The organism is Mycobacterium sp. NGS54 (assembly GCF_059812465.1).
Window position 1 is genome coordinate 42833 of record NZ_JCALCS010000006.1, and the last position, 20427, is coordinate 63259.

Consider the following 20427-nt stretch of genomic DNA (forward strand, 5'->3'; position numbering starts at 1 on the left):
GGCCAGGTTAACCGATGGACGACGTCACCCGGCAGGGACCTCGTACGCGTCGTCATCACCCAGCCGGGCGGCCGGATTCAGCAGCATCGCCGCCTCCTGCCGCTTCTCCGGCGCGTCATGGTCGAAGCGACGGTCCGGGGGCCGCTGGTACATCGGCGGCCCGCCGGCGATGGCCGACACGAGTCGGCGCTGGCCGGCCAGCAGGCGAGCGTCCGCGCGCCGCTGGTAGTCGGCGCGCTGATCCGCGTCCAGCGCGGCGATGAACGCCTGCGGGTGCACCAGCGCGACGAGCCCCGACACGTGGCCGAACCCGAGGCTGGTCAGCATCCCCGCCTTGAGCGGGAACTTCTCCCCGAGCCGCAGCGTGTCTCGCACCCAGACGAAGTGCGCGGAACCCGCCAGTTCGTCGTCGACGCAGTCCAGGCTGCGGTTGGGCGGGATGACCCCGTCGCGCAGCATCTGGCACAGGCCCATCGTCTGGAAGACCGCGGCGCCGCCCTTGGCGTGGCCGGTGAGGCTCTTCTGCGACACCACGAACAACGGGGCGCCCGGCGAGCGGCCCAGCGAGTCGGCCAGCCGCTCGTGCAGCTCGGTCTCGTTGGGATCGTTGGCCAGTGTCGACGTGTCGTGCTTGGAGATCACGGCGACGTCGTCGGCGCCGACGCCGAGCTTGGCCAGGGCCCGCGCCAGCGGCGAGTCCTTGCCGCCGCGGCCCGCGCCCAGCGCACCCAGGCCCGGGGCCGGGATCGAGGTGTGCACGCCGTCGCCGAACGACTGCGCGAACGCGACCACCGCGAGCACCGGCAGGCCCATCTTGAGCGCCAGGTCACCGCGCGCCAGCAGGATGGTGCCGCCACCCTGCGCCTCGACGAAGCCCAGCCGGCGCCGGTCGTTGGGCCGGGAGAACTTCGAGTCGTGGATCCCCCGGCCGCGCATCATGCCGGTGTCCGCGGTGGCCGCCATGTCGCCGAAGCCGATGATGCCCTCGAGCGTCAGGTCGTCGATGCCGCCGGCCACCACCATCTCGGCCTTGCCCAGCCGGATCTTGTCGAGGCCCTCCTCCATCGAGACGGCGGCGGTCGCGCAGGCGGCGACGGGGTGGATCATCGCGCCGTAGCTGCCGATGTAGGACTGAACCACGTGTGCGGCAACGATGTTCGGCAGCACTTCCTGGAAGATGTCGTTCGGCTTGTTACGGCCCAACAGGTTTCCGTGGTACATCGTCTGCATCGAGTGGCCGCCGCCCATGCCGGTGCCCATGGTGTTGGCCACCAGGCTCGGGTGCACGTAGCGCATCACCTCGGCCGGGCTGAAGCCGGCGGACAGGAAGGCGTCGACGGTGGCCACGATGTTCCAGACCGCCAGGCGGTCAATGGAACTGGCCATGTCGGGGCTCAGTCCCCACACCGTCGGGTCGAACCCGGTCGGGATCTGGCCGCCAACGACGCGCGACAGCTTGGTCTTTCGCGGCACCCGGATCTCGGTGCCGGCCTTGCGGATGACCTGCCAGTCGCTGGAGTCGGGCACCGGCCGGATGATCGTGTGCTCCGGGTCGAACTCGACGAAGGCGCGGGCGTCGGCCTCCGAGGACACCACGAACGCGAAGTCCTTGTCCAGGAACACCGACACCAGCAGTGGCGACGCGTGGTCGGGGTCGATGGCGCCGTCGTCGACGAACTCACGGATGCCGCATCGCTCCACCACGATGTCGTGGTAGCGCTCGACGAGCTCGGATTCGTCGACCAGGTCGCCGGATTCGGTGTCGTACCAACCGGGTTGGGGGTCGTCTTCCCAGCGGATCAGCCCGGTGGTCCAGGCCAGCTCGAGGACGCCGGCGGCCGACAGCTCGTTGTCGACCTCCATCTCGAACCGGGTGCGCGACGAGCCGTACGGTCCGAGCTCGGCGCCGCCGACGATCACCACCAGGTCGGCGGGGTCGACGTCGAGGTCGGCCCATTCCGGCGGCGGTGCCGGGCGGCAGCCGCGCGGCGGGGACGGCAGCGCGCGAATGGTGCCCGCGGCCGCGTCATCGTCTTCGCCGGTCGCCGCGGCCGACATCTCCTCGCGCGCCTTGGCGGCCAGTTCGGCCATGTCGAGGTCGGCGTCGGCGAGCCCGCCGGTCAGGTCGGCCTCGATCGGCTTGCTGGCGGCGGCCACCTTGGACTCCACGTCGCACAGGCTCAACAGCAGCGCGGCCATTTCGTCGGTGGAGTAGGTGGTGACACCGGCCTCCTCGACGGCGGACACGATCGCGTCGTTGTGGCCCATCAGGCCGGTGCCGCGAGTCCAGCCAATCAGCGCGTGCGCCAAGCTGACTCGGGCCGCCCACGACGACGACTCGGCGTGCCAGCGGCTCACCAGCGCGTCCAGCGCCGACTTGGCCTCGCCGTAGGCGCCGTCGCCGCCGAACATTCCGCGGTTGGGCGAGCCCGGCAGGACCACGTGCAGGCGCGACGCGATGTCGCGCTCGGCGCCGATCTTCGACAGGCCGCCGATCAACCGCTGCACGGCCCACAACAGGACCTTCATCTCCATCTCGGAGCGCGAACCGGCGTCGGACAGGTCGCCGGCGACGCGCGGCGCCGCGAACGGGAACAACAGCGTCGGGGTCTGGGCGTCCTTGATGTGAATCGATTGCGGCCCAAGGCTTTCGGTCTGCTCGGTGCCGACCCACTCGACCAGGGCGTCGATGTCGGAGTAGGACGCCATGTTGGCCGCCACCACCCACAACGCGGCGCCGTAGCGGGCATGGTCGCGGTAGAGCCCGCGGTAGAACGCCAGCCGTTCGTCGTCGAGCTTGGATGTCGTCGCGATGACCGTGGCGCCACCGTCGAGCAGTCGTGCGACCACCGACGCCGCGATCGACCCCTTGGACGCACCAGTCACGACGGCGACCTCGCTGCTGGACGGACCCGGCAGCGGGTTCTCGGCGCCCGCGGCGATGCGGCCGTACAGCGACGCGTGGATCTGACGGCCGGCGGCCAGCGACTTGCCCTGCCACCAGGTGGCCTGGGTGGCGACGACGTGGCCGGCGCCCTCGAACCGCTCGGACAGCCGCATCCAGTCGGCGTCGATGTCGCCCTCGTCGGCCAGCCAAAGCTTGACCAGGTCCTCGCGGGCGCTGGCCCAGCGGTCGTCGAACACGACGGCCTTCTTGGCGTCGAACACCGGAGCCACCAAACGCGGCCAGTCCGCACCCAATTCGGCGGTGACGAGGTCGATGAGCTCGGCATCGCTGGCCGCCGGCGACACGCTGACCGGATCGTCGAGGCCCAGCTGGCCCAGCACCAGGCGGGCCGCCGAGGCCAGCACGCCGTCGCGCCCGGTAATCTGGTCGGTGAATTCGGAGAGGGCGGCCGCGTCGACGGTCGCGCCGCCGCCACCACCGGCCGACGGCAGCGTTACCGAGACCCCGTGCCGTGCGGCGACCGCCGTGACCGCCGCGTCGATGACCTTGTCGACCGAGGCGGCATCGGCCAGTGCGCCCTCATGCAGGTGGCCCATCGCGCCGCCGCGAACGCTGGTGCCCTCGCGGGTGCCCAGCGCAACCTCCACGGTGACGTGCTTGACCCAGCCGTCCCCGAGCTCCCAGGTCTTCTTGACCCGATCGGCGATCGCGGCCGGCCGCTTGCCCGACGGTCCCAGGACCGTGCGCAGCTGATCGTTGATCGCGTCGGAAAGCACTGGGCCGTAAGGCTTGTAGGTGCGCGCCAGCTTGGTCACCTGCGCGCGCAGGCCGGCCAGATCGGCCTCCGCGGCGCCGTCGATCGCGCCGAGGTTCAGCTCCGAGCCGAGGTCCACCAGCAGCTGGTTGCGCCGCGACGACGCCCCGTCGGTGATGGACTCGATGGAGTCCAGCTGTTCGATCTGGTCGATGCGCATCTTGGCCGACAGCGCGATCAGCGCCAGGGTGGCGTCGGCGGCGTCGAACGTGAGGTCGTCCGGTCGGGCCGCCCCCGACGGAGCGGCGGGCGCCGAAACCGGTGCGGCCGCGGCCGTTTCCGGCACGTCCGCGGTGGCCGTGGCGGCGTCGTCGACCTCGTCCTCCGGTTCCGGCTCCGGGTCGGTGTCGGTGGCGAACAGCACGGCGGCGTCGCGCTCGGCGTTGAGCACTTCCACTGTGCTGTGCGCGTATTCGGGCAGCTTGAGGGTGTTGGTGGCGAGGCCGGCGACGGTCGGCGCCGACTTCACACCGATCTCGACGAACCGCTCAACACCGAGACCGCCCGCGGCCTCCTCGGTGAAGAGCAGGTCCTGGGTCTCGATCCAGCGCACCGGGCTGGCGAACTGCCAGGCCAGCAGCTCGATCAACGTCTTGCGGGCCAGCTCGGCCGGCCGCTCGCGACGCCAGGTGTCGTAGTCGGCGAGGATTTCGTCGAGCGGCTCGGCGGGCACCAAATCGCGGATCTCCTGGACGAAGTCGCGGTCCAGTGTGAACGGTCTCGGCACCAGGTTCGGGATGTAGCGGCCGATGATGATGTCGGGGTCCTTGTCGCGCGGCATGACCCGCTCCAGCGCCCGCCGGAAGTCGGCCACGCCCACCCGCAGCACCCGCGAGTGGAACGGCACGTCGATGCCCGGCACCAGGATGAACGAGCGCCGTCCGCCGGTGAGCTCGCGCCGGCGCTCGACCTCGGCCTCCAGGGCCTCCAGGCCGCGGACCGTGCCGGCGATCGCGTACTGCGAGCCGCGCAGGTTGAAGTTCACGATCTCGAGGAATTCACCGGTGCTCTCGGCGATTCCGGCGACGAACGCGGGAACTTCCTCGTCGGGCAGGTCGATCTGCGAGGGCCGGATCGCGGCCAGCCGGTAGTTGGAGCGGCCCAATTCGTCGCGGGGCACGATGTCGTGCATCTTCGACCCGCGGTGAAACACCATCTCCAGCAGGGCTTCCAGCTCGTAGATGCCCGTCACGCAGGCCAGGGCGGTGTACTCACCGACCGAGTGACCGCACGCGACGGCGCCTTCGACGAAGGCGCCCTGCTCGCGCATCTCGGCGACCTGCGCGGCGGCCACGGTCGCCATCGCGACCTGGGTGAACTGGGTCAGGTACAGCACGCCCTCGGGGTGGTTGTAGTGCACGCCGCTGGCGATGATGCTGGTCGGGTTGTCGCGCACCACGTGCAGCACCGAGAAGCCCAGCGTCTCGCGGGTGAACTTGTCGGCGGCGTCCCACACCTTGCGCGCCGCCTTGGACCGGCCGCGCACCTCCATGCCCATGCCCTTGTGCTGGATGCCCTGGCCGGGGAACGCGTAGACGGTCCTCGGCGAGCCCAGCCGCGCGGTGGCCGACATCACCAGGTCCGAACCGACCCGTGCGGACACCTCCAAAACCTCGGCGCCCTGGTCGATTCCGACGCGATCCACCCGGAAATCGACCTCGTCGCCGGGGCGGACCATGCCCAGGAACCGCGCGGTCCAGCCGACCAGGCGAGCGGGCGGGCGGGCCTTGCCGTCGGTGGCGGTCGCCGCGTGCTGCGCCGCGGCCGACAGCCACATACCGTGCACGATCGGCGATTCCAGGCCCGCCAGCAGCGCGGCCGCCCGATCGGTGTGGATGGGGTTGTGGTCACCGGACACCACCGCGAACGGGCGCATGTCGACCGGTGCGGCCAGCGTCACGTCGCGGCGGCGACGGCGCGGGGTGTCGGTCGCGTTCTCCGAGACCGCGCCACCGGCCCGGACCGGATCGGTGAGCTCGGCCGCACCGGTGCGCCCGAGGATCGCGAAACGCTCGGCCAGCGTGGCGATTACCGCGCCGCCCGCATCCGAAATAGTCACCGACACCGGGACCACCCGGCCCATGTCAGTGTCGACGGCGCCCGAAGCCGTTGCGGTTACCGTCAATTGGGCCCGCTCCGTCGGCAGAGTGCCGACCACGTGGGCGGCGTGGTCCAGATGCACCAGGCTCAGCAGGCCCTCCACCACCGGGACGCCAGAATCGGTGACCGCCGAGCCGATCGCCGCGAAAACGGCGGGCCAGCAAGGGCCGACGAGCGCGTCGGGAACGGTGGTGAGGCTCGGCGCCAGCGGCTCGCCGAAGATGGCTGTGACCCCGGTGTGATCCGCGACCCGCTCGGGGTCCCAGTCCACCGTCAGGGTGGCCGTCCCGTCGGTGACGGCGGGCAGGAAATCCGGCCCGTCCACACCCGCGGCGATCGCCAGGACCGCGCGCATGGCTGTGGTGGCATCCTCGGTGGACACCACCGGGGTGCCGCCGTCAACGGTGTTGGCGGGCAACCGGAACGGGATGTCGACCCACGCGCCCGACACGGGCACGCTCAGCACGACGGCGTCGCCGTTGACCTCGAGCCGCGCACCGGTCGAGGAGTGGGTGGCGCGCTGGCTTTCGGGTCCGTCGTGCACCAGCCAGTCGCTCGGCTGGGCGATTCGATGAACAGGGTTGGTCGTGGTCCGGCCGGCCCACTGCACGTCCGGGGCGTCGAGCACGACGGCCAAGGGTCCGGTCACGTCGGTGCGACCGCGCCGGCGCGATGTGACGACTCGAGGCTCCGCACCCGCGGCCAAGGCCTCTTCGATGGCGGCCTGTTCGAAACGGTCCAGCAACTCGCCGACGGGTTCGTCCATCCGGGTGATGCCGGCCACCGCGGCGGTGCCCGGGATGATGCACACCTGGTCGGCGTCGTAACGGGCGTCGTGGGCCTGCCACAGCGAGTCACTGCGCCACCAGCGCCGCACGTCCTTGTCGATGACCGGCACGAAGTTGACCGGCTTGCCCAGCGTCTTGCACAGCGTGACGAAGAACGGCACATCGGCCGGGTGCAGCTGCACGGTTTCGGCGTCCGGGTGGTGCGCGAGCAGCGTCGCGATCGCCTCGTCGGGGGTCTCCAGCAGGGCCGCGTCGTCGAAGGCCGTCTCGATCGGCCCGAAATCCATTGGGTGCAAACGCGCCTCGGCGCGTTGCAGCATCTGCTGGAAACGGTCACGCCACGTGTCGGCCAGCCAGGGGCTGCCGGGCCCCAACTTCCCAGCCGTGTCGGCGGTCGAATCGCCCTCGCCGATGGTCAATTCGACGTACCGGCGCAACCACTGCAGGTAGGTCATCTCCCCCACGTCGCCGAAGTACGGCTTGGCGGTGTTGGCCATCGCCGCGATGATCTCGTCGCGACGCTCGGCGACCGCGTCGGCGTCACCGGCGACCTCGTCGAGCAGCCGGCCGCACCGCGAGGCGCTGTTGTCGATCTCGTGAATGTCCGCGCCGAGCTGGCTACGGCTGGAAGCCATGCCGCCCTGAGCTTTTCCGGCGCTGATCCACTGGTCGGTGCCGGTGGTTTCCACGAGCATCCGCTTGACCGACGGCGAGGTGGTGGACTCGAGCGTCGCCATCGCCGCGGTGCCGACCAGGATGCCGTCGATCGGCATCAACGGGAAGCCGTAGGCCTCGGCCCAGCGCCCCGACAGGTATTCGGCCGCCCGCTCGGGGGTGCCGATGCCGCCGCCGACGCAGACCGTGATGTTGGGCCGCGACCGCAACTCCGAATAGGTCGCCAGCAGCAGGTCGTCCAGGTCCTCCCAGGAGTGGTGCCCGCCGGCGCGCCCGCCTTCGACGTGCATGATCACCGGCTTGGTGGGCACCTCGGTCGCGATGCGGATGACCGAGCGGATCTGCTCGACCGTGCCGGGCTTGAACACCACGTGGCTGATGCCGATGTCGTTGAGCTCGTCGATCAACTCGACGGCTTCCTCGAGATCCGGGATGCCGGCGCTGATCACCAGGCCGTCGATCGCCGCGCCGGACTGGCGGGCCTTCTGCACCAGCCGCTTGCCACCGACCTGCAGCTTCCACAGGTAGGGGTCGAGGAACAGGGCGTTGAACTGATAGGTGCGGCCGGGCTCGAGCAGGCCGGAGAGCTCCTCGACGCGGTCGGCGAAGACTTCCTCGGTGACCTGCCCGCCGCCGGCCAGCTCGGCCCAGTGCCCGGCATTGGCCGCGGCCGCCACGATCTTGGCGTCGACGGTGGTCGGGGTCATGCCCGCGAGCAGGATCGGCGAGCGCCCGGTCAGCCGGGTGAACTTCGTCGAGAGCTTGACCCGGCCGTCGGGAAGGCGGACCACGCCCGGGGCGTAGGTCGACCACGCGCGCGCGACCTCGGGGGTGGCGCCGACGGTGAAGAGGTTGCGCTGACCACCGCGGGTCGCGGCGGGCACGATGCCGACACCGAGGCCGCGGATCACCGGCGCGGTCAGCCGGGTCAGGATGTCCCCGGGGCCCAGGTCGAGAATCCAGCGTGCGCCGGCCTGGTGAACGCTCGTGATCTCGTCCACCCAGTCGACGCCGTTCACCAGGATGGCCTCGGTCAGCTTGCGGGCCAGTGCCACGTCGATGCCGACCTTCTCGGCCCAGCCGCCGACGATGTCGATGCCGTCGGCCAGCCGCGGCGTGTGGAAGCCCACCTCGACCCGGACCGGGTCGAAGACCGGTGCGAAGACGTCGCCGCCGCGGACCTTGTTCTTGCGGTCGGCCTCTTCCTTTTCCGAGATCTGCTGGCAATACAGTTCGAAGCGCGAGAGCTGTTCGGGGGTGCCGGTGATGACGACCGACCGCCGGCCGTTGCGGATGGACAGCACCGGAGGCAGCACGGTCCGGACATCCTGCGCGAACTCGTCGAGCAGCCGGCGAATGCGGTCGGGGTCGGCGTTGGTCACCGACACCATCGGCGGGCGGTTGCCCAGCACGGAGATTCCGCGCCGACGGGCGACCAGGGTGCCGGCCGCGCCGATCAGCTGCGCCAGCGCCAGCAGTTCGATGTCACGAGCGCCCGCGGCGTTGAACGCCTCGACGGCGAGCACGCCCTGCGAATGCCCCACGACGGCCACCGGCGGCGTCGCGGTCCAATCCATGCCCTGCCGGGCCAGTGCGCGCGCCGCCGCGATCTGCGTGAGCAGCACGCCCGGGATGGACACCGCGGCCGACGTCAGGTGCTTGTCCGACGGGATGGGATCCTCGGCCGCCAGCGCGCGCACCCACCGCAGCGGCTCGAAACCGATCGGACGCACCACGACCAGCTCTTTGGCCACCGGCTCGAGCAGCAGTTCCACCTCACCGACCAGCGTTGCCAGTTCGGTCTCGATCCCGGCAGAGGACACCAGCTCCTCGAGGGTTTCCAGCCAGGCGCTGCCCTGGCCGCCGAAGGCGATGGCGTACGGCTCGCCGGCGGTCAGACGGTCGACCAGAGCATGGGCGCTGTGCGGGCTGTTTCCGTCGCGGTCGGCGGACACCCGGTCGTGCTCGTGGATCGTCACGTTCTGTATCTCCCCTGCATGCGTCTTTACGTCTCGGTTTCGTTCGGCCGGTCGGCCCCGGAGGCCGGGGCCTGCTCGGTCTCAGTCGATTCCCCGTCGAATCACAGCCGGAGGACGGCTGGCCGGTGTGCTGTCGGCGGGCCGCCCCGATCGATCGAGCGACGCGGCGGACAGCATCGGCTCTACTAAGAGTGTCATAAGGATCAGTGCCCTTTTTGCATGTTGATCGGTTACTGGTGAGTTCTACGCGCGGGTAACCGTGTCGTGGGTAACACCGGGTTTAACCGCCCGCGCGGGCGCGGCGAACAAACCTGCTGCATGCAGGTGGTTACGGTCGAGTAGCCATAACTGCGCTGATCAAGGCACGATTGTTATGTAATCGTTATGTTAAAAAAACCGACTCGCTTGACGGCCGCTGACACCGCGTCAGTCCGGTCCGGCGAACCCACCTTGCCCGAAAATGAGCGAACGAGTGTTTGCTGGAAGTTGGACCGTCCGGCCGCTAGGCCCACTGACCGAACTGGGGTTTGAGGATTTCGTTGATGTCGACCCCGACGCCTCCGACGCTTCGTTTGTCGATCTCGACCTGATGCAGGCTCGCGGCGGGATGGGCGAAGCCCTTCGGCGAGCCCCAGTTGTGCTGCCAGAAGTACGAGCCGAGGCCGTCGTGCAGGGCCCAGTCGATGGTTTTGGAATTGGCGTACACGCCGGTGCGCTCGTGCCCGATCACCGACTCCCAAGAGCGCAGATACGGAACTATCTGCTGCTTGTACTGCTCGTAAGACGGGTCGTCGTCGATCGACGCATAGATCGGGGCGTTCGCCGGCCCGCCGGCGGCGGCGTGCAACTGCACCCCGCGCTGCGCGTGTTGCAGGCCCGCACCCGCGCCGCCCAGCCAGTCGGCGCTGGATCCCTTGCCGTACTGGTAGCACGAGACGATCTTGAGCCCGTTGCTGCTCAGGTCACGGGCCTCGCCGACCTGAATCGGCTTGCCCAGCATCCAGTTGCCGCCCGGCCGACGGTCCGAGACGTAGCGAATGGAACCGACCGCCCCGGCGGCCCTGATCTGGCTGGCCGGGATGACCCCCGCCGCGTAGTCCAGCAGGGTGCCGAGCGACGCCGACGCCGGCGCGGCGCGCAACGACGCCGCCGCGACGCCGAGCCCTACCAGACCCGGGGTCGCGGCCGCGAATTTGAGCACGTCACGCCGCGAGACCGACACATGCCACAGGGTACGACAGGAACATCACATGCCCCATGAACCACTTATGTCACAGCGGTCACATATGCGTCACGGCGGCGCATCGCCGGGCAGCACGATGACGATGATGGCCTCCAGGCCGCGGCGGGCGGTCTGCCGCGATATCTCCTCGAGGAAACGGGCCGCCGCCGGACTGATGGATCCGGCCCAGGCGCGGAATCCCTGCACCATCACCGGGTCGTTGGCCAGCAACGGTTGCACCCGCCGCAGCACGCTGACCACGTCGTCGGGCAACGGGTCGGCCACTTGCGCGTCGATCCAGGCGCACGCGAGTTCTGTTGCCGCGGAATCGCTTTCGTCCAACGAAACAACGTCGTTGGCGAGTTTACGCAGTCGGTCGAAGAGCACCTGATGTCCAGGCGTCTCGGCCAGTTGCTCGAGCAGCGTGCTGGCCGCCGGCGGTAACGCCATCTGCCCGAACAAGGCGGGAACCGGCAGCTCCCACTCATCGAACAGGCTGGCGTACATCGCGGTGACGGGCGCGGAGAGCGGTTCGGTGAGCCTGCCGATGACGCCGATGCTGTCGCGATGCCTCGTCGCCAGCCTGCGCAGGAGGTTCTCGTCAAGGTCGGTCGCGTCGGCGATCCCGGTGGCGGTGTCGATCGCCGCGATCAGCTGATCCAGCCGGTCGCGTTCGCGCACGAGTAAGGTGCGGTGCTCGTCCAGGAGCGCCGCCAGGGTGGTCTGAGCGCCGTCGAGCAACCGCTGGATGTCGTTGATGCCGACGCCGAGGCTTCTCATCAGGTCGATGCGCAGCAGCTCGAGCACCTGGTCGACGTCGAACACGCGGTAGCCGTTGCTCAGGTACTCGGCGTGCAGCAAACCGATTTTCTCGTAGTGGCGGATGCGGCCCGAGGCGATTCCGGTCAGGGCCGCGACGTCGCCGATCAGCAACTGCTCAGCCACGGCTTGACCTTACAACTGTCACAAGGTCTGTACTGGGCATATGGAGCGTGACCAGCTCATCGACCTGACCAGGCGGGCGTGCAAGCTGGCGCGCGACAAGACGACCGACCTCGCCGCGTCACAACATCGGGTCGACGCACGGGACTACACGTCGGTCGAGCGACACGAGCTGGACCGGGCCATGCTCCTGGCCAGCCCGCAATTGGTCGGCTACGTCTCGGAGCTGCCAGGTCCGGGCGCGTACTGCACCAAGGAGGTGATGGGCCGATCGATCCTGCTGACCCGCACGTCCGAGGGTTCGGTCAAGGCGTTCGACAACGTCTGCCTGCACCGCCAATCGCCGGTCGCGACGGGGTGCGGCACGGCGAAGCGGTTCACGTGTCCCTACCACGCGTGGACCTACGACAACACGGGGCGCTTGGTGGCGCTTCCGGGACATGAGGGGTTCCCGGAGGCGTCGATCGCAAGCGCGGCGAAGCCGGGCGCAGCGGGTCGGCGCCCATCGGGAGAGGCGTCGACCGCAAGCGCGGCGAAGCCGGGCGCAGCGGGTCGGCGCCCATCAGCGGAGGCGGCCGTCAAGTCCGACGGTTTGACCGAACTACCGGCGGCCGAGTACGCCGGATTCCTTTGGATCGCGCTGGATCCCGGCGCGACCCTGGACGTCGCGGCGCACCTGGGGCCGCTGGCCGACGAGCTCGATTCGTGGGGCATCGGCCGGTGGTCCCCACTGGGCGAGAAGGTGCTCGACTTTCCGATCAATTGGAAGCTGGCGGCCGACACCTTCGCGGAGAACTATCATTTCGCCACCGTGCACCGGCAAACCTTCGCCACCATCGCCCGGAGCAACTGCACGGTGTTCGACTCGTACGGGCCCCATCACCGGTTGATCTTCCCGCTCAACACGATCCTGCATCTCGACGATGTTCCCGAAGAGCAGTGGGACCCGTTCCACAACATGGTCGTGATCTACGCGCTGTTCCCCAACATCGTGCTGTCGGTGACCATCGCCAACGGCGAGCTCTTCCGCATCTACCCGGGCGACCGACCCGGCCGGTCGACTACCGTGCACCAGAACTCGACACCGCTGGACCTGTGCGACGAATCCGTGGCCGCCGGCGCTCGAGCCGTCTTCGAGTATGCGCACGCCACGGTCCGCGACGAGGATTACCGGCTGGTCGAGGGCCTACAGGCCAACCTCGAGTCGGGCGCTCGGGATCATCTGGTGTTCGGCCGCAACGAACCTGGGCTGCAGCACCGGCACATCACCTGGGCCGAAGCGCTCGCGCCGAGACGGTAAATTTGCAGCGAAAGTGCGAGTGAACACCTGCGAATTTACAGGCTCGGCGCGGAGTCCCTCAATTCTCCTCGGACAGGACGGCGATCAGATCCTCGAGAATCGTTGCCAACAAATCGTTTTCGGCCGGTGCCGCGCCGGTCAACAACTCGACCGCCTCGCCGCGACGGCCGGCGGCAACCAGCGGCACCACCTGATCGACGATCGTCTGCAGCTCCGGGGCGGGTGGTTCGACGTTCGCGACGGTGGTGGCCAGCACCTCGACCAGCTCCCAGTCGCGGTACAGCGCGAGCGAGCGCTCGTTGAAGGCAAACCCGGTCACGGGTTTGCCCCACAGCGTTCCGTGGTAGCGGTAGGGACCTTCCATGTACTCGATCGGCAGCCCATGCGCCGGGGCCGCCACCAGCGGCTCCCCGATGATGTCCAGTTGCAGTGTGGCGCAGCTGATCCGGTGGCGGTCCGGCATGTATCGAGCGGGGGCGACCGGCCGCACCAGCGGCCGGACCGCGTTCGGCCAGCGCACGTAGCTACTGATCGTGACCTCGACGTCTTCGGCGCAGTCGGGCGGCAAGGCCGGGTCGGGATAGCTGGTCGTGACGCCGGTAAACGGCTGTAGCGCATTGCCGTTCGTGCGGTCGAATTGCCGCCAGATGCTCAAGTCCACGCCGTTGTCGAAGTTGATGGTGCGCCATTCGTGCGACCTGGCCCGTGGGTCTCCCCCGCTTCCCCCGCCGCCGGCGTACTTCGGGAACCACTGCCGGTCGACGTGCCCGCCACTGCCGGAGACCTGCTCGACGACGTCTCCCCAGCGCAGCGTGCCCGTCATCGCCATTCCCGTCTGGAAATACGAGTAAGTGTCGCTTTGGCCGAAGCAGACGATCTTCCCTTTGTAGGTCGACGCACCCACCGGAGTCGGTGCGCGCGTTGGGGTTACGGCCAGATCGAGCCGCATCGGCCGGCCTGAGTGGTCCTGGCCCACCAGGCTGACGCGATACGTGAACGGCAGCAATTCCCCGTCGCCGCTGCGGCAGGCGCTCCAGGACGCGGTTCCCGCGCCGCTGTGGTAGCTGAGGTCGAGGTGGCCCGACGCCATGGCCAGCTTGCGCTGGGCTCCCGGCTCCATGTTGGCCGGCGGCATGTCGTAATCCGTATAGGTGCCGTAGTCACCGGTGTCGAGGTCGAACAGCGCCATCGTGTAGAAATCCGCGACGATCGTTCCCCCGGGCCGGTTCTTGTTGAAGATGGTCAGGAAGGCAAACGAGCGGCCGCTTTCGGTGGCATCGAGCTGGCCGGCAATGAACCAGGTGTCCGATTCCTGGTCGGCGTGTTCGCCTTCGGCGGCCGGGAAGTCCAGCTGCGGATCGCCCGGGACCAACCGAAACGGGTAAGTGCGCCAGTCGCTATCCATGTCGCTTCCTTGCCACGGCGCCATCTTGCTTTTTTCACTATGTTAGCGTCAATAGCGAATTGCGGTCGCGGTCCGATCCCCGAGGAAGTGCCCGATGACAGAAAATCCCGGCCAGCGTTCCTACAACGAACTCTTCATCGGAGGGCAGTGGCGCAAGCCCGCCAACCCGCAACAGCTCGCCGTGATCTCGCCGCACTCCGAAGAGCCGGTCGGCCACGTCCAGGTGGCCGGGCCCGAGGACGTCGACGCCGCCGTCGTCGCCGCGCGAAACGCCTTCGACCACGGCCCCTGGCCCCGCATGACCCATGCCGACCGAATGGCGAAGGTCGAACAGCTCGCCGGGATCTACGCCGGGCACATCGAGGAGATGGCCGACCTGATCACCGACGAGATGGGTTCTCCCCGCAGTTTCAGCCGGCTGGGCCAAGCGGCCGCCGCGGCCTCACTGATCCACCTCGCGCTGGCCGCCGCGCGCGACTTCCCCTGGGTGGAACGCCGCCAGGGGGTGCTCGGCGAAGTGCACCTGCGCCGGGCCCCGGTCGGGGTGGTCGGGGCCATCGTGCCGTGGAACGTGCCGCAGTTCCTGATCATGCCCAAGCTGATCCCGGCCCTGATCGCCGGCTGCACGGTGATCATCAAGCCCGCACCCGAAACGCCCTTGGACGCTTTATGGTTGGCGGAAATGATCGAGCAGCTGGACCTGCCCGACGGGGTGGTCTCGGTGCTGCCGGGCGGACCCGACATCGGGGAGGCGCTGGTGCGCCATCCCGGTGTCGACAAGATCGCGTTCACCGGCTCCAGCGCCATCGGGCGCCGCATCGCCGCGCTCTGCGGCGAGCAACTGAAGCGCTACAGCCTCGAGCTGGGCGGTAAGTCGGCGGCGATCATTCTCGACGACGCCGACATCGGCAAGACGGTGGCCGGGCTGAAAACCGCCGGCCTGATGAACAACGGTCAGGCGTGCGTCGCGCAGACCCGCATCCTGGTGAGCGATCGTCGTCACGACGAGGTGGTCGACGCGCTGGCCGAGATGATGTCGGCGCTCAACGTCGGCGACCCGGCCGACGAGGCCACCGATATCGGACCCCTCGTCGCGCAACGGCAACAACGTCGGGTGCAGGAGTACATCAAGTCGGGCAAATCGGAAGGGGCCCGCGTCGTGCTCGGCGGCGAAGACAGTCCGTCCGGCCACGGCTGGTACGTGCGGCCGACGCTGTTCACCGACGCCACCAACGACATGCGCATCGCCCGCGAGGAGATCTTCGGTCCCGTGTTGACCGTGCTGCGCTACCGCGACGAAGACGACGCGATCCGCATCGCCAACGAGAGCGACTACGGTCTGGCCGGTTCGGTGTGGACCTCTGACATCGCCCACGGCCTGGAGGTCGCGGCCGGTGTCCGCACCGGCACCTACGGCATCAACATGTACACGCTCGACATCGGCGCCCCGTTCGGCGGCTTCAAGCAGTCGGGCATCGGGCGCGAGTTCGGCCCGGAGGGCCTGCACGAGTACGTCGAGCTTCAGACGCTGGTGTGCAAGGGCAAGCTGCCGCCGCTATAGTTCGCGCGGCCACCACGCGGGATCGCGGCCGAGGCGCGCGAGAAGCCTTGCCTGGACATCGGTTTCGTTGTCGACCGCGACGGGCGCGGAGAACATTCCCGACGCGGTCAAGGCCTGGGGGTCCGTCGGCAAGGCGGAGTAAAACCGTTCGCACCAGCCGGGATCCAGCCGATCGTCGGAGCCCACGGCGCGGGCGAGGTCCCAGGTGTGCACCACGACATCGCGGGTCAGGTTCGGCATCAGCCGGTAGGCGTCCAGCTGCGCCGCGGCGCCCGATTCAAGCGCCTCCGTCAGCGCGTCATAGGTCAATTGCCAACGCGCCCGCGGATCGTCCCGGGGCCGGTCGGGTTTCAGCCCGAGGGGCCGCAGGATGAGTACGTCATGGAAGCCGATCACGTGCTCGACGACCCCTCGGGCGTCCCAGGCGTCGCACGGTGAGCGACGGTCCCACCGGCCGTCCGCCGCGGCGACCGCCTCGCCGAACCGCCGGCATACGGCGAGGTGCAGTTCAACTACCTCATCCGTCACCACGGGTCTTCGGGCATCTGCAGCGTGAGCTCGACCGGACAGCACAGGGCGCCATGCTGATTGGTCACCTGGATTTCGATGTCGACAAGGCAGCGCGGCGGATCCACCGAGGTGTCCCGCCGCTTGGCCAGGGCCCGCCCGCGCCCGATCATCGTGTCCCCCGCGTACACCGACCCGACCAGCCGCATCGATCGGCGCACCACGCGGCTGCTCGGACCCGCCCACTCGGTGGCGACCCGATCGGCAAACCCGGCAAGGTGCATGGTGTTGACGTAAATCGTTGGGTTGCCCTGGCTTTGGGCATAGCTGGGATCGAAATGGCCGGGGAAATAGTCCCATGTCGCCCCGGCGTTCTCCACCACCCGCTGATAGCTGATGTGGTCGACCACCTCCGGCAAGTCGAGGGGGACGTCGATCGTGTTCCAGTCCAGATCGCTCACGAGGCGGCACCAGGAGTGAACCGGAACAACGTATTCCGGCAGGTGGCCACCACGGCGCCGTCCTGACGGGTGTAGGTCTCGAGCGTCTCGACGAAATGACCGACGCCCAAACGGGTCCGCTTCTCCGGTGAGACCGACACCAGCTCCTCGACGGCGGTGAGCACATCGCCCTCAACGATGGGCCGCAGGAACTCAACGTCGTTGGCCGCGTTGATGAACGTGGTGCCGGGCAGCGGCACCCGCAGCACGACCGAGGCAGCGGGCGGTCGGCCCGTCGGCTCCCACGGCGGGGGGATCAGCCAACCCATCAGGAGGGCCGGCGGGGCGAGCAGGCCGCCCCACCTCTGCCGGGAGAACTCGGCATCCCAATACGATCGATTGCCGTCGCGGACCATCGCGGCGAACAACTGGATGCGCGCGCCGCTGACGGGCGTCGCCGCGGTGCGGGGTTCGCTCTTCGCGCCGACCATGCGCAGTGCGTCTTCGTAACTGCCAAAGGCGAGCTGGTAGCTGAGGTCCCGATCCTCGCTCACATGACGAGCGGGTGGCGGCTCGGCACCGAATCCCATTCGAGCGCACGGGAAGTGAAGTACCAGGCGCCGCGCTCGTAGATCAGCGTGTCCCGGTACGTCCCGGTGGCCCGCAGGGTGGTGTCGCCGTACATCGCGGCGAACAGCACCGCGACGCAACGCATGCTCGCGTTGATGCCGTCGACGCGGATCTCGTGGTCCAGGGTGACCAGCCGCTGTCCGTCGCCGCCGTCGAAGGCCGCGCGCAGGTCGGTGAACAGGTCGCCGTCGCGGGAGTAGCTCGCGCCGGCGTGGCGGAAGGTGGCGATCCAACGATCGCGATCACCGTCGGAGTAGGCCCTGTTGTGGCGGGCGGTCAAATCCAGGATCGCAGCGCGGGCCGTCGCGGCCTGGAGCATCTGCTGTTCCTGATAGGTCATGGTCATCTTGCTCTGCAGCCTCTCTGCGAAATGGCGCCCAACCAGGGGTGGTGACGTAACACCAAATTAATTTACCGGCGATTCCGTAACATCAAGGTAACTTACCGACGAACGATATACCCCTCTTTCTCGCGATCCCACGCCGTCGGACCCAGGCCGCGGCCCCGCAACACGTCTTTACGAACTCGCCCGATGACGTTCTTGGGGAGTTCATCGACGGTCTCCACGAATCGCGGCACACAGAAGTAGGGCATCCGGGCGGCGCAGAAGTCCAGCAACTCCGCGCAGTCCAGGGCGGCCCCGGGGCGCAGCGTCACGACCAACAGGATGTCGTCTTCGCCCAACTCGCTCGGGACCGCGACCGCCGCGGCCTCGGCAACCGAGGGATGGCTCACGACGACGGCCTCCACCTCGACCGAGGAAACGTTTTCGCCGCGCCGGCGCAACGAGTCTTTGATGCGGTCGACGTAGGTCAGGTTCCGATCGGTGTCGAGACGGCCCAAGTCGCCGGTGCGAAACCACTCCGGGTGCGGCTCCACCCGTGAGCCCTGAATCACATAGCCTTCGCTCATCACGTGCGGGTGCCGTGGGCGGCAGGCGATTTCCCCGACCGCCCCGGGTGGCAGCGGGTCGCCGCGCTCGTCGAGGATGCGGACGTCGAAATCGGGATTCGGCCGGCCCGACGTCCCGGGCACGCCCTCGTCGGACACGCCCTTGACGGCGATCGGAAAGGCCTCGGTCATGCCGTACATCGTGACGATGCGGCAGCCATAACGCTTTTCGATCTCGCGGTAGGAGCCCGCGTCGATGGGCGCGGCGGAGATGAACCGCAGCGGCAGCTGCGCGTCACGCGGATCCGCGGGCAGGTTCTGCAGCATCGACACCATCGCACCGGCCCCGACGAAACCGATGGCGCCGTGGGCGCGGATGTCATCCCAGACCTCGCCGGGGTGAAACCCCTTGGCCAACACGGTCGTTCCGCCGACCAGCATCGGGGCCAGCACGCTGGGCGCCGCACTCAGGTGGAAGAGCGGCATGGCCGTCCACAACGCCTCCCCCGGGCCGAATTCCCAGGCGGATGCGGCGGTTGCGGCGACGGAGAACAGGTAATGCCACGTCGTGGCAACCGCTTTCGACGGGCCGGTCGTCCCGGAGGTGAAGAACAGCACCCCGACGTCGGCGGGCCCCGTGGGGTTTTCGGCCAGCGGAACGTCGAGGTCGAGGTGCAACGTGGCGGTGAGCGCATCGTCCTGCACCACAACGCCGGTCACCGCATCCAGCTGCCCGGCGACCTCGTCGACCCGGGATCGGCGTTCGGCGTCGGTGAGAACCACCTTGGCCCGCGACAACCGCAGCGTGTGCAGCAGGAAATCGCCCTTGTTCGCGGCATTCACCGCCGCGCTGACCGCGCCGATGCGCGCCGCACCCAGCCAGAAGTAGACCCATTCCGGGCAGGTGGCGGTGAACAGCGCCACGCAGTCGCCGGGACCGACGCCCAGGCCGGTCAGCATGTGCGCCGCCGCGCGGGACCGCTGGCGCATCTGCTCGAAGGTCACGTCGACGCCGGCGATCGACATCATCACCCGGTCGGGGTGCTGCTCGGCCCGCGCGTCCAGCACGGCCGGCACGGTGAAGCTGTCGACACCGAAATCCGACGGCCCCGGCATCAGGCTTTCGCGGCCGCCGGGTCGGGCTCACCGTCGGCGGTGTAGCCGAAGTCGGACGGCGAGGGCTGCGGACCCGGGTAGAAGCGGTGCGCCCAGCGGCGAAGGGCGGCGTAGTCGTGCGCCTCTTCGGGAGCCAGGTTGGGCTTTTCGAGGTACTTCATGTTCTCCCACGTGAAGAAGTCCTGCTTGATGACCTCTTGCTGCAGCGCCAGGAACCTGGCGGCGCGGCCGGTGGGCGCGTCGCCGCTGTCGCCGGGCTCACGGACGGACGCCTGCGTGTAGAAGTAGTCGGTGTAGTCCTCGTCGACCGGCGTCTGCCCGGTGACCTGCAGGGTGGCCACCAACTCACTGGGGAAACGAACCAGGCCCAAGCCCAACGAGTAGTTGTCGTAGATGATCTTGGCGTCGACCGGCCCGTTCGGGGTCAGCCAGGTCGAGGCGCGGCCGCCGCCGAAATGGGCGTTGACCGTGGCGTGCAGGTGGTACCCGGATACCTCGAATGACGAGGTGGTCGCGGGGTTGGCGGCCTTGTGCACGTACTGAACGTGGTATGGGTCGGCGGCGTTCTCGATGATCATTTGCGGATGCACCTTGACCCGGTTGAGCATCTGGGTGTGCGGGTGCAGCGGGTAGTACTCGTCGGTTTCCAGTTCGGGCAGCACCGGCGGTTGCCAGTACGGCGCCCGGCCGTGCCGCTCGTGCCACGCGAGGATAAACCCGTACCACTCCATGCTCGGGTAGGTGCGGATGCGGACGTTGTTCTTGCAGCCGATCTTGCTGTACGGGATCAGGGCGTTGGTGCCGTCGCCGCGCCACCGCCAGCCATGCCAGGGGCAAACGATGTTCTCGCCCTCGACGGTGCCGCCGACGCCGAGGTTGGCGCCGAGATGCTGGCAGTAGGCGTCCATGACGTGCACCTGGCCGGACTCGGTGCGGAAAAGCACCAGCTCTTCGCCGAAGTAGTGCGCGCGCTTGACCTGGCCGGGGGGCAGGTCGGAGCCGAAGGCGACGATGAACCAGCCCGTCGGGAACCGGTAGGTGGACAGCGCGATGCCCGCCTGTCCGAACTCACGCTCCGAAGGATCTGCGGCCAAATCTGATGCCGAGTCCGAAACTGTATCCGTCACGACCACTCCCAGCGGGTTCGAC

The 20427-nt window shown here is 68.7% G+C and carries 11 protein-coding genes and 2 pseudogenes; 3 read left to right on the forward strand and 10 right to left on the reverse strand.

All coding sequences use genetic code 11. The features are described 5' to 3' along the window. Positions 1–24: 24 nt before the first annotated feature. The 3 genes from AC5Y5E_RS19390 to AC5Y5E_RS19400 form a co-directional block, all read right to left on the reverse strand. Positions 25–9264 (reverse strand): fatty acid synthase subunit beta domain-containing protein, encoded by a 9240-nt coding sequence (locus tag AC5Y5E_RS19390; RefSeq protein WP_499904321.1) that lies wholly within the window; start codon positions 9262–9264, stop codon positions 25–27. A 502-nt stretch (positions 9265–9766) separates the two neighbouring features. After that, positions 9767–10486: a DUF1906 domain-containing protein gene (locus AC5Y5E_RS19395; protein ID WP_499904322.1), complete on the reverse strand. Its 720-nt coding sequence runs from the start codon at positions 10484–10486 to the stop codon at positions 9767–9769. A gap of 69 nt (positions 10487–10555) precedes the next feature. Then, positions 10556–11431 carry a MerR family transcriptional regulator gene (locus AC5Y5E_RS19400; protein WP_499904323.1) on the reverse strand — a complete coding sequence of 292 codons (876 nt, stop codon included), beginning with the start codon at positions 11429–11431 and terminating at the stop codon, positions 10556–10558. Between the two features lie 40 nt (positions 11432–11471). Between AC5Y5E_RS19400 and AC5Y5E_RS19405 the strand changes: the two are divergent. Together AC5Y5E_RS19405 and AC5Y5E_RS19410 are read left to right on the forward strand one after the other, a co-directional pair. Next, positions 11472–11903 (forward strand): annotated as a pseudogene (locus AC5Y5E_RS19405) (aromatic ring-hydroxylating oxygenase subunit alpha); the annotation flags it as partial. 114 nt (positions 11904–12017) lie between these two features. Further along, positions 12018–12728, forward strand: a pseudogene (locus AC5Y5E_RS19410) (SRPBCC family protein); the annotation flags it as partial. A 58-nt stretch (positions 12729–12786) separates the two neighbouring features. On the opposite strand, the gene AC5Y5E_RS19415 reads toward AC5Y5E_RS19410, so the two are convergent. Continuing rightward, positions 12787–14133 (reverse strand): lipocalin-like domain-containing protein, encoded by a 1347-nt coding sequence (locus tag AC5Y5E_RS19415; protein WP_499904324.1) that lies wholly within the window; start codon positions 14131–14133, stop codon positions 12787–12789. Positions 14134–14227: 94 nt separating this feature from the next. Between AC5Y5E_RS19415 and AC5Y5E_RS19420 the strand changes: the two genes are divergently transcribed. Continuing rightward, the gene (locus AC5Y5E_RS19420) at positions 14228–15694 is read left to right on the forward strand and encodes an aldehyde dehydrogenase (RefSeq protein WP_499904325.1); all 1467 of its coding nucleotides are present in this window, start codon (positions 14228–14230) and stop codon (positions 15692–15694) included. Here the strand turns inward: AC5Y5E_RS19420 and AC5Y5E_RS19425 are convergent. The 6 genes from AC5Y5E_RS19425 to AC5Y5E_RS19450 all read right to left on the reverse strand — a co-directional run bounded on the left by AC5Y5E_RS19425 (position 15689) and on the right by AC5Y5E_RS19450 (position 20405). Beyond that, positions 15689–16222, reverse strand: a complete 534-nt coding sequence (locus tag AC5Y5E_RS19425; protein ID WP_499904326.1) for a maleylpyruvate isomerase family mycothiol-dependent enzyme — start codon at positions 16220–16222, stop codon at positions 15689–15691. The two genes, AC5Y5E_RS19420 and AC5Y5E_RS19425, sit on opposite strands and share 6 nt — an antisense overlap. After that, on the reverse strand, positions 16219–16662 hold the full coding sequence (locus AC5Y5E_RS19430) for a MaoC family dehydratase (RefSeq protein WP_499904327.1): 444 nt from the start codon (positions 16660–16662) through the stop codon (positions 16219–16221). The genes AC5Y5E_RS19425 and AC5Y5E_RS19430 overlap by 4 nt, the downstream gene beginning before the upstream one ends. Next, positions 16659–17132 (reverse strand): FAS1-like dehydratase domain-containing protein, encoded by a 474-nt coding sequence (locus AC5Y5E_RS19435; RefSeq protein WP_499904996.1) that lies wholly within the window; start codon positions 17130–17132, stop codon positions 16659–16661. The genes AC5Y5E_RS19430 and AC5Y5E_RS19435 overlap by 4 nt, the downstream gene beginning before the upstream one ends. A 59-nt stretch (positions 17133–17191) precedes the next feature. Next, positions 17192–17617, reverse strand: a complete 426-nt coding sequence (locus AC5Y5E_RS19440; protein ID WP_499904328.1) for a nuclear transport factor 2 family protein — start codon at positions 17615–17617, stop codon at positions 17192–17194. Between the two features lie 95 nt (positions 17618–17712). Then, complete coding sequence (locus AC5Y5E_RS19445; RefSeq protein WP_499904329.1) at positions 17713–19278, reverse strand: AMP-binding protein; 1566 nt, start codon at positions 19276–19278, stop codon at positions 17713–17715. Next, complete coding sequence (locus tag AC5Y5E_RS19450; protein ID WP_499904330.1) at positions 19278–20405, reverse strand: aromatic ring-hydroxylating oxygenase subunit alpha; 1128 nt, start codon at positions 20403–20405, stop codon at positions 19278–19280. Before AC5Y5E_RS19450 ends, AC5Y5E_RS19445 begins: the two co-directional genes overlap by 1 nt. Between the last annotated feature and the right edge of the window lie 22 nt (positions 20406–20427).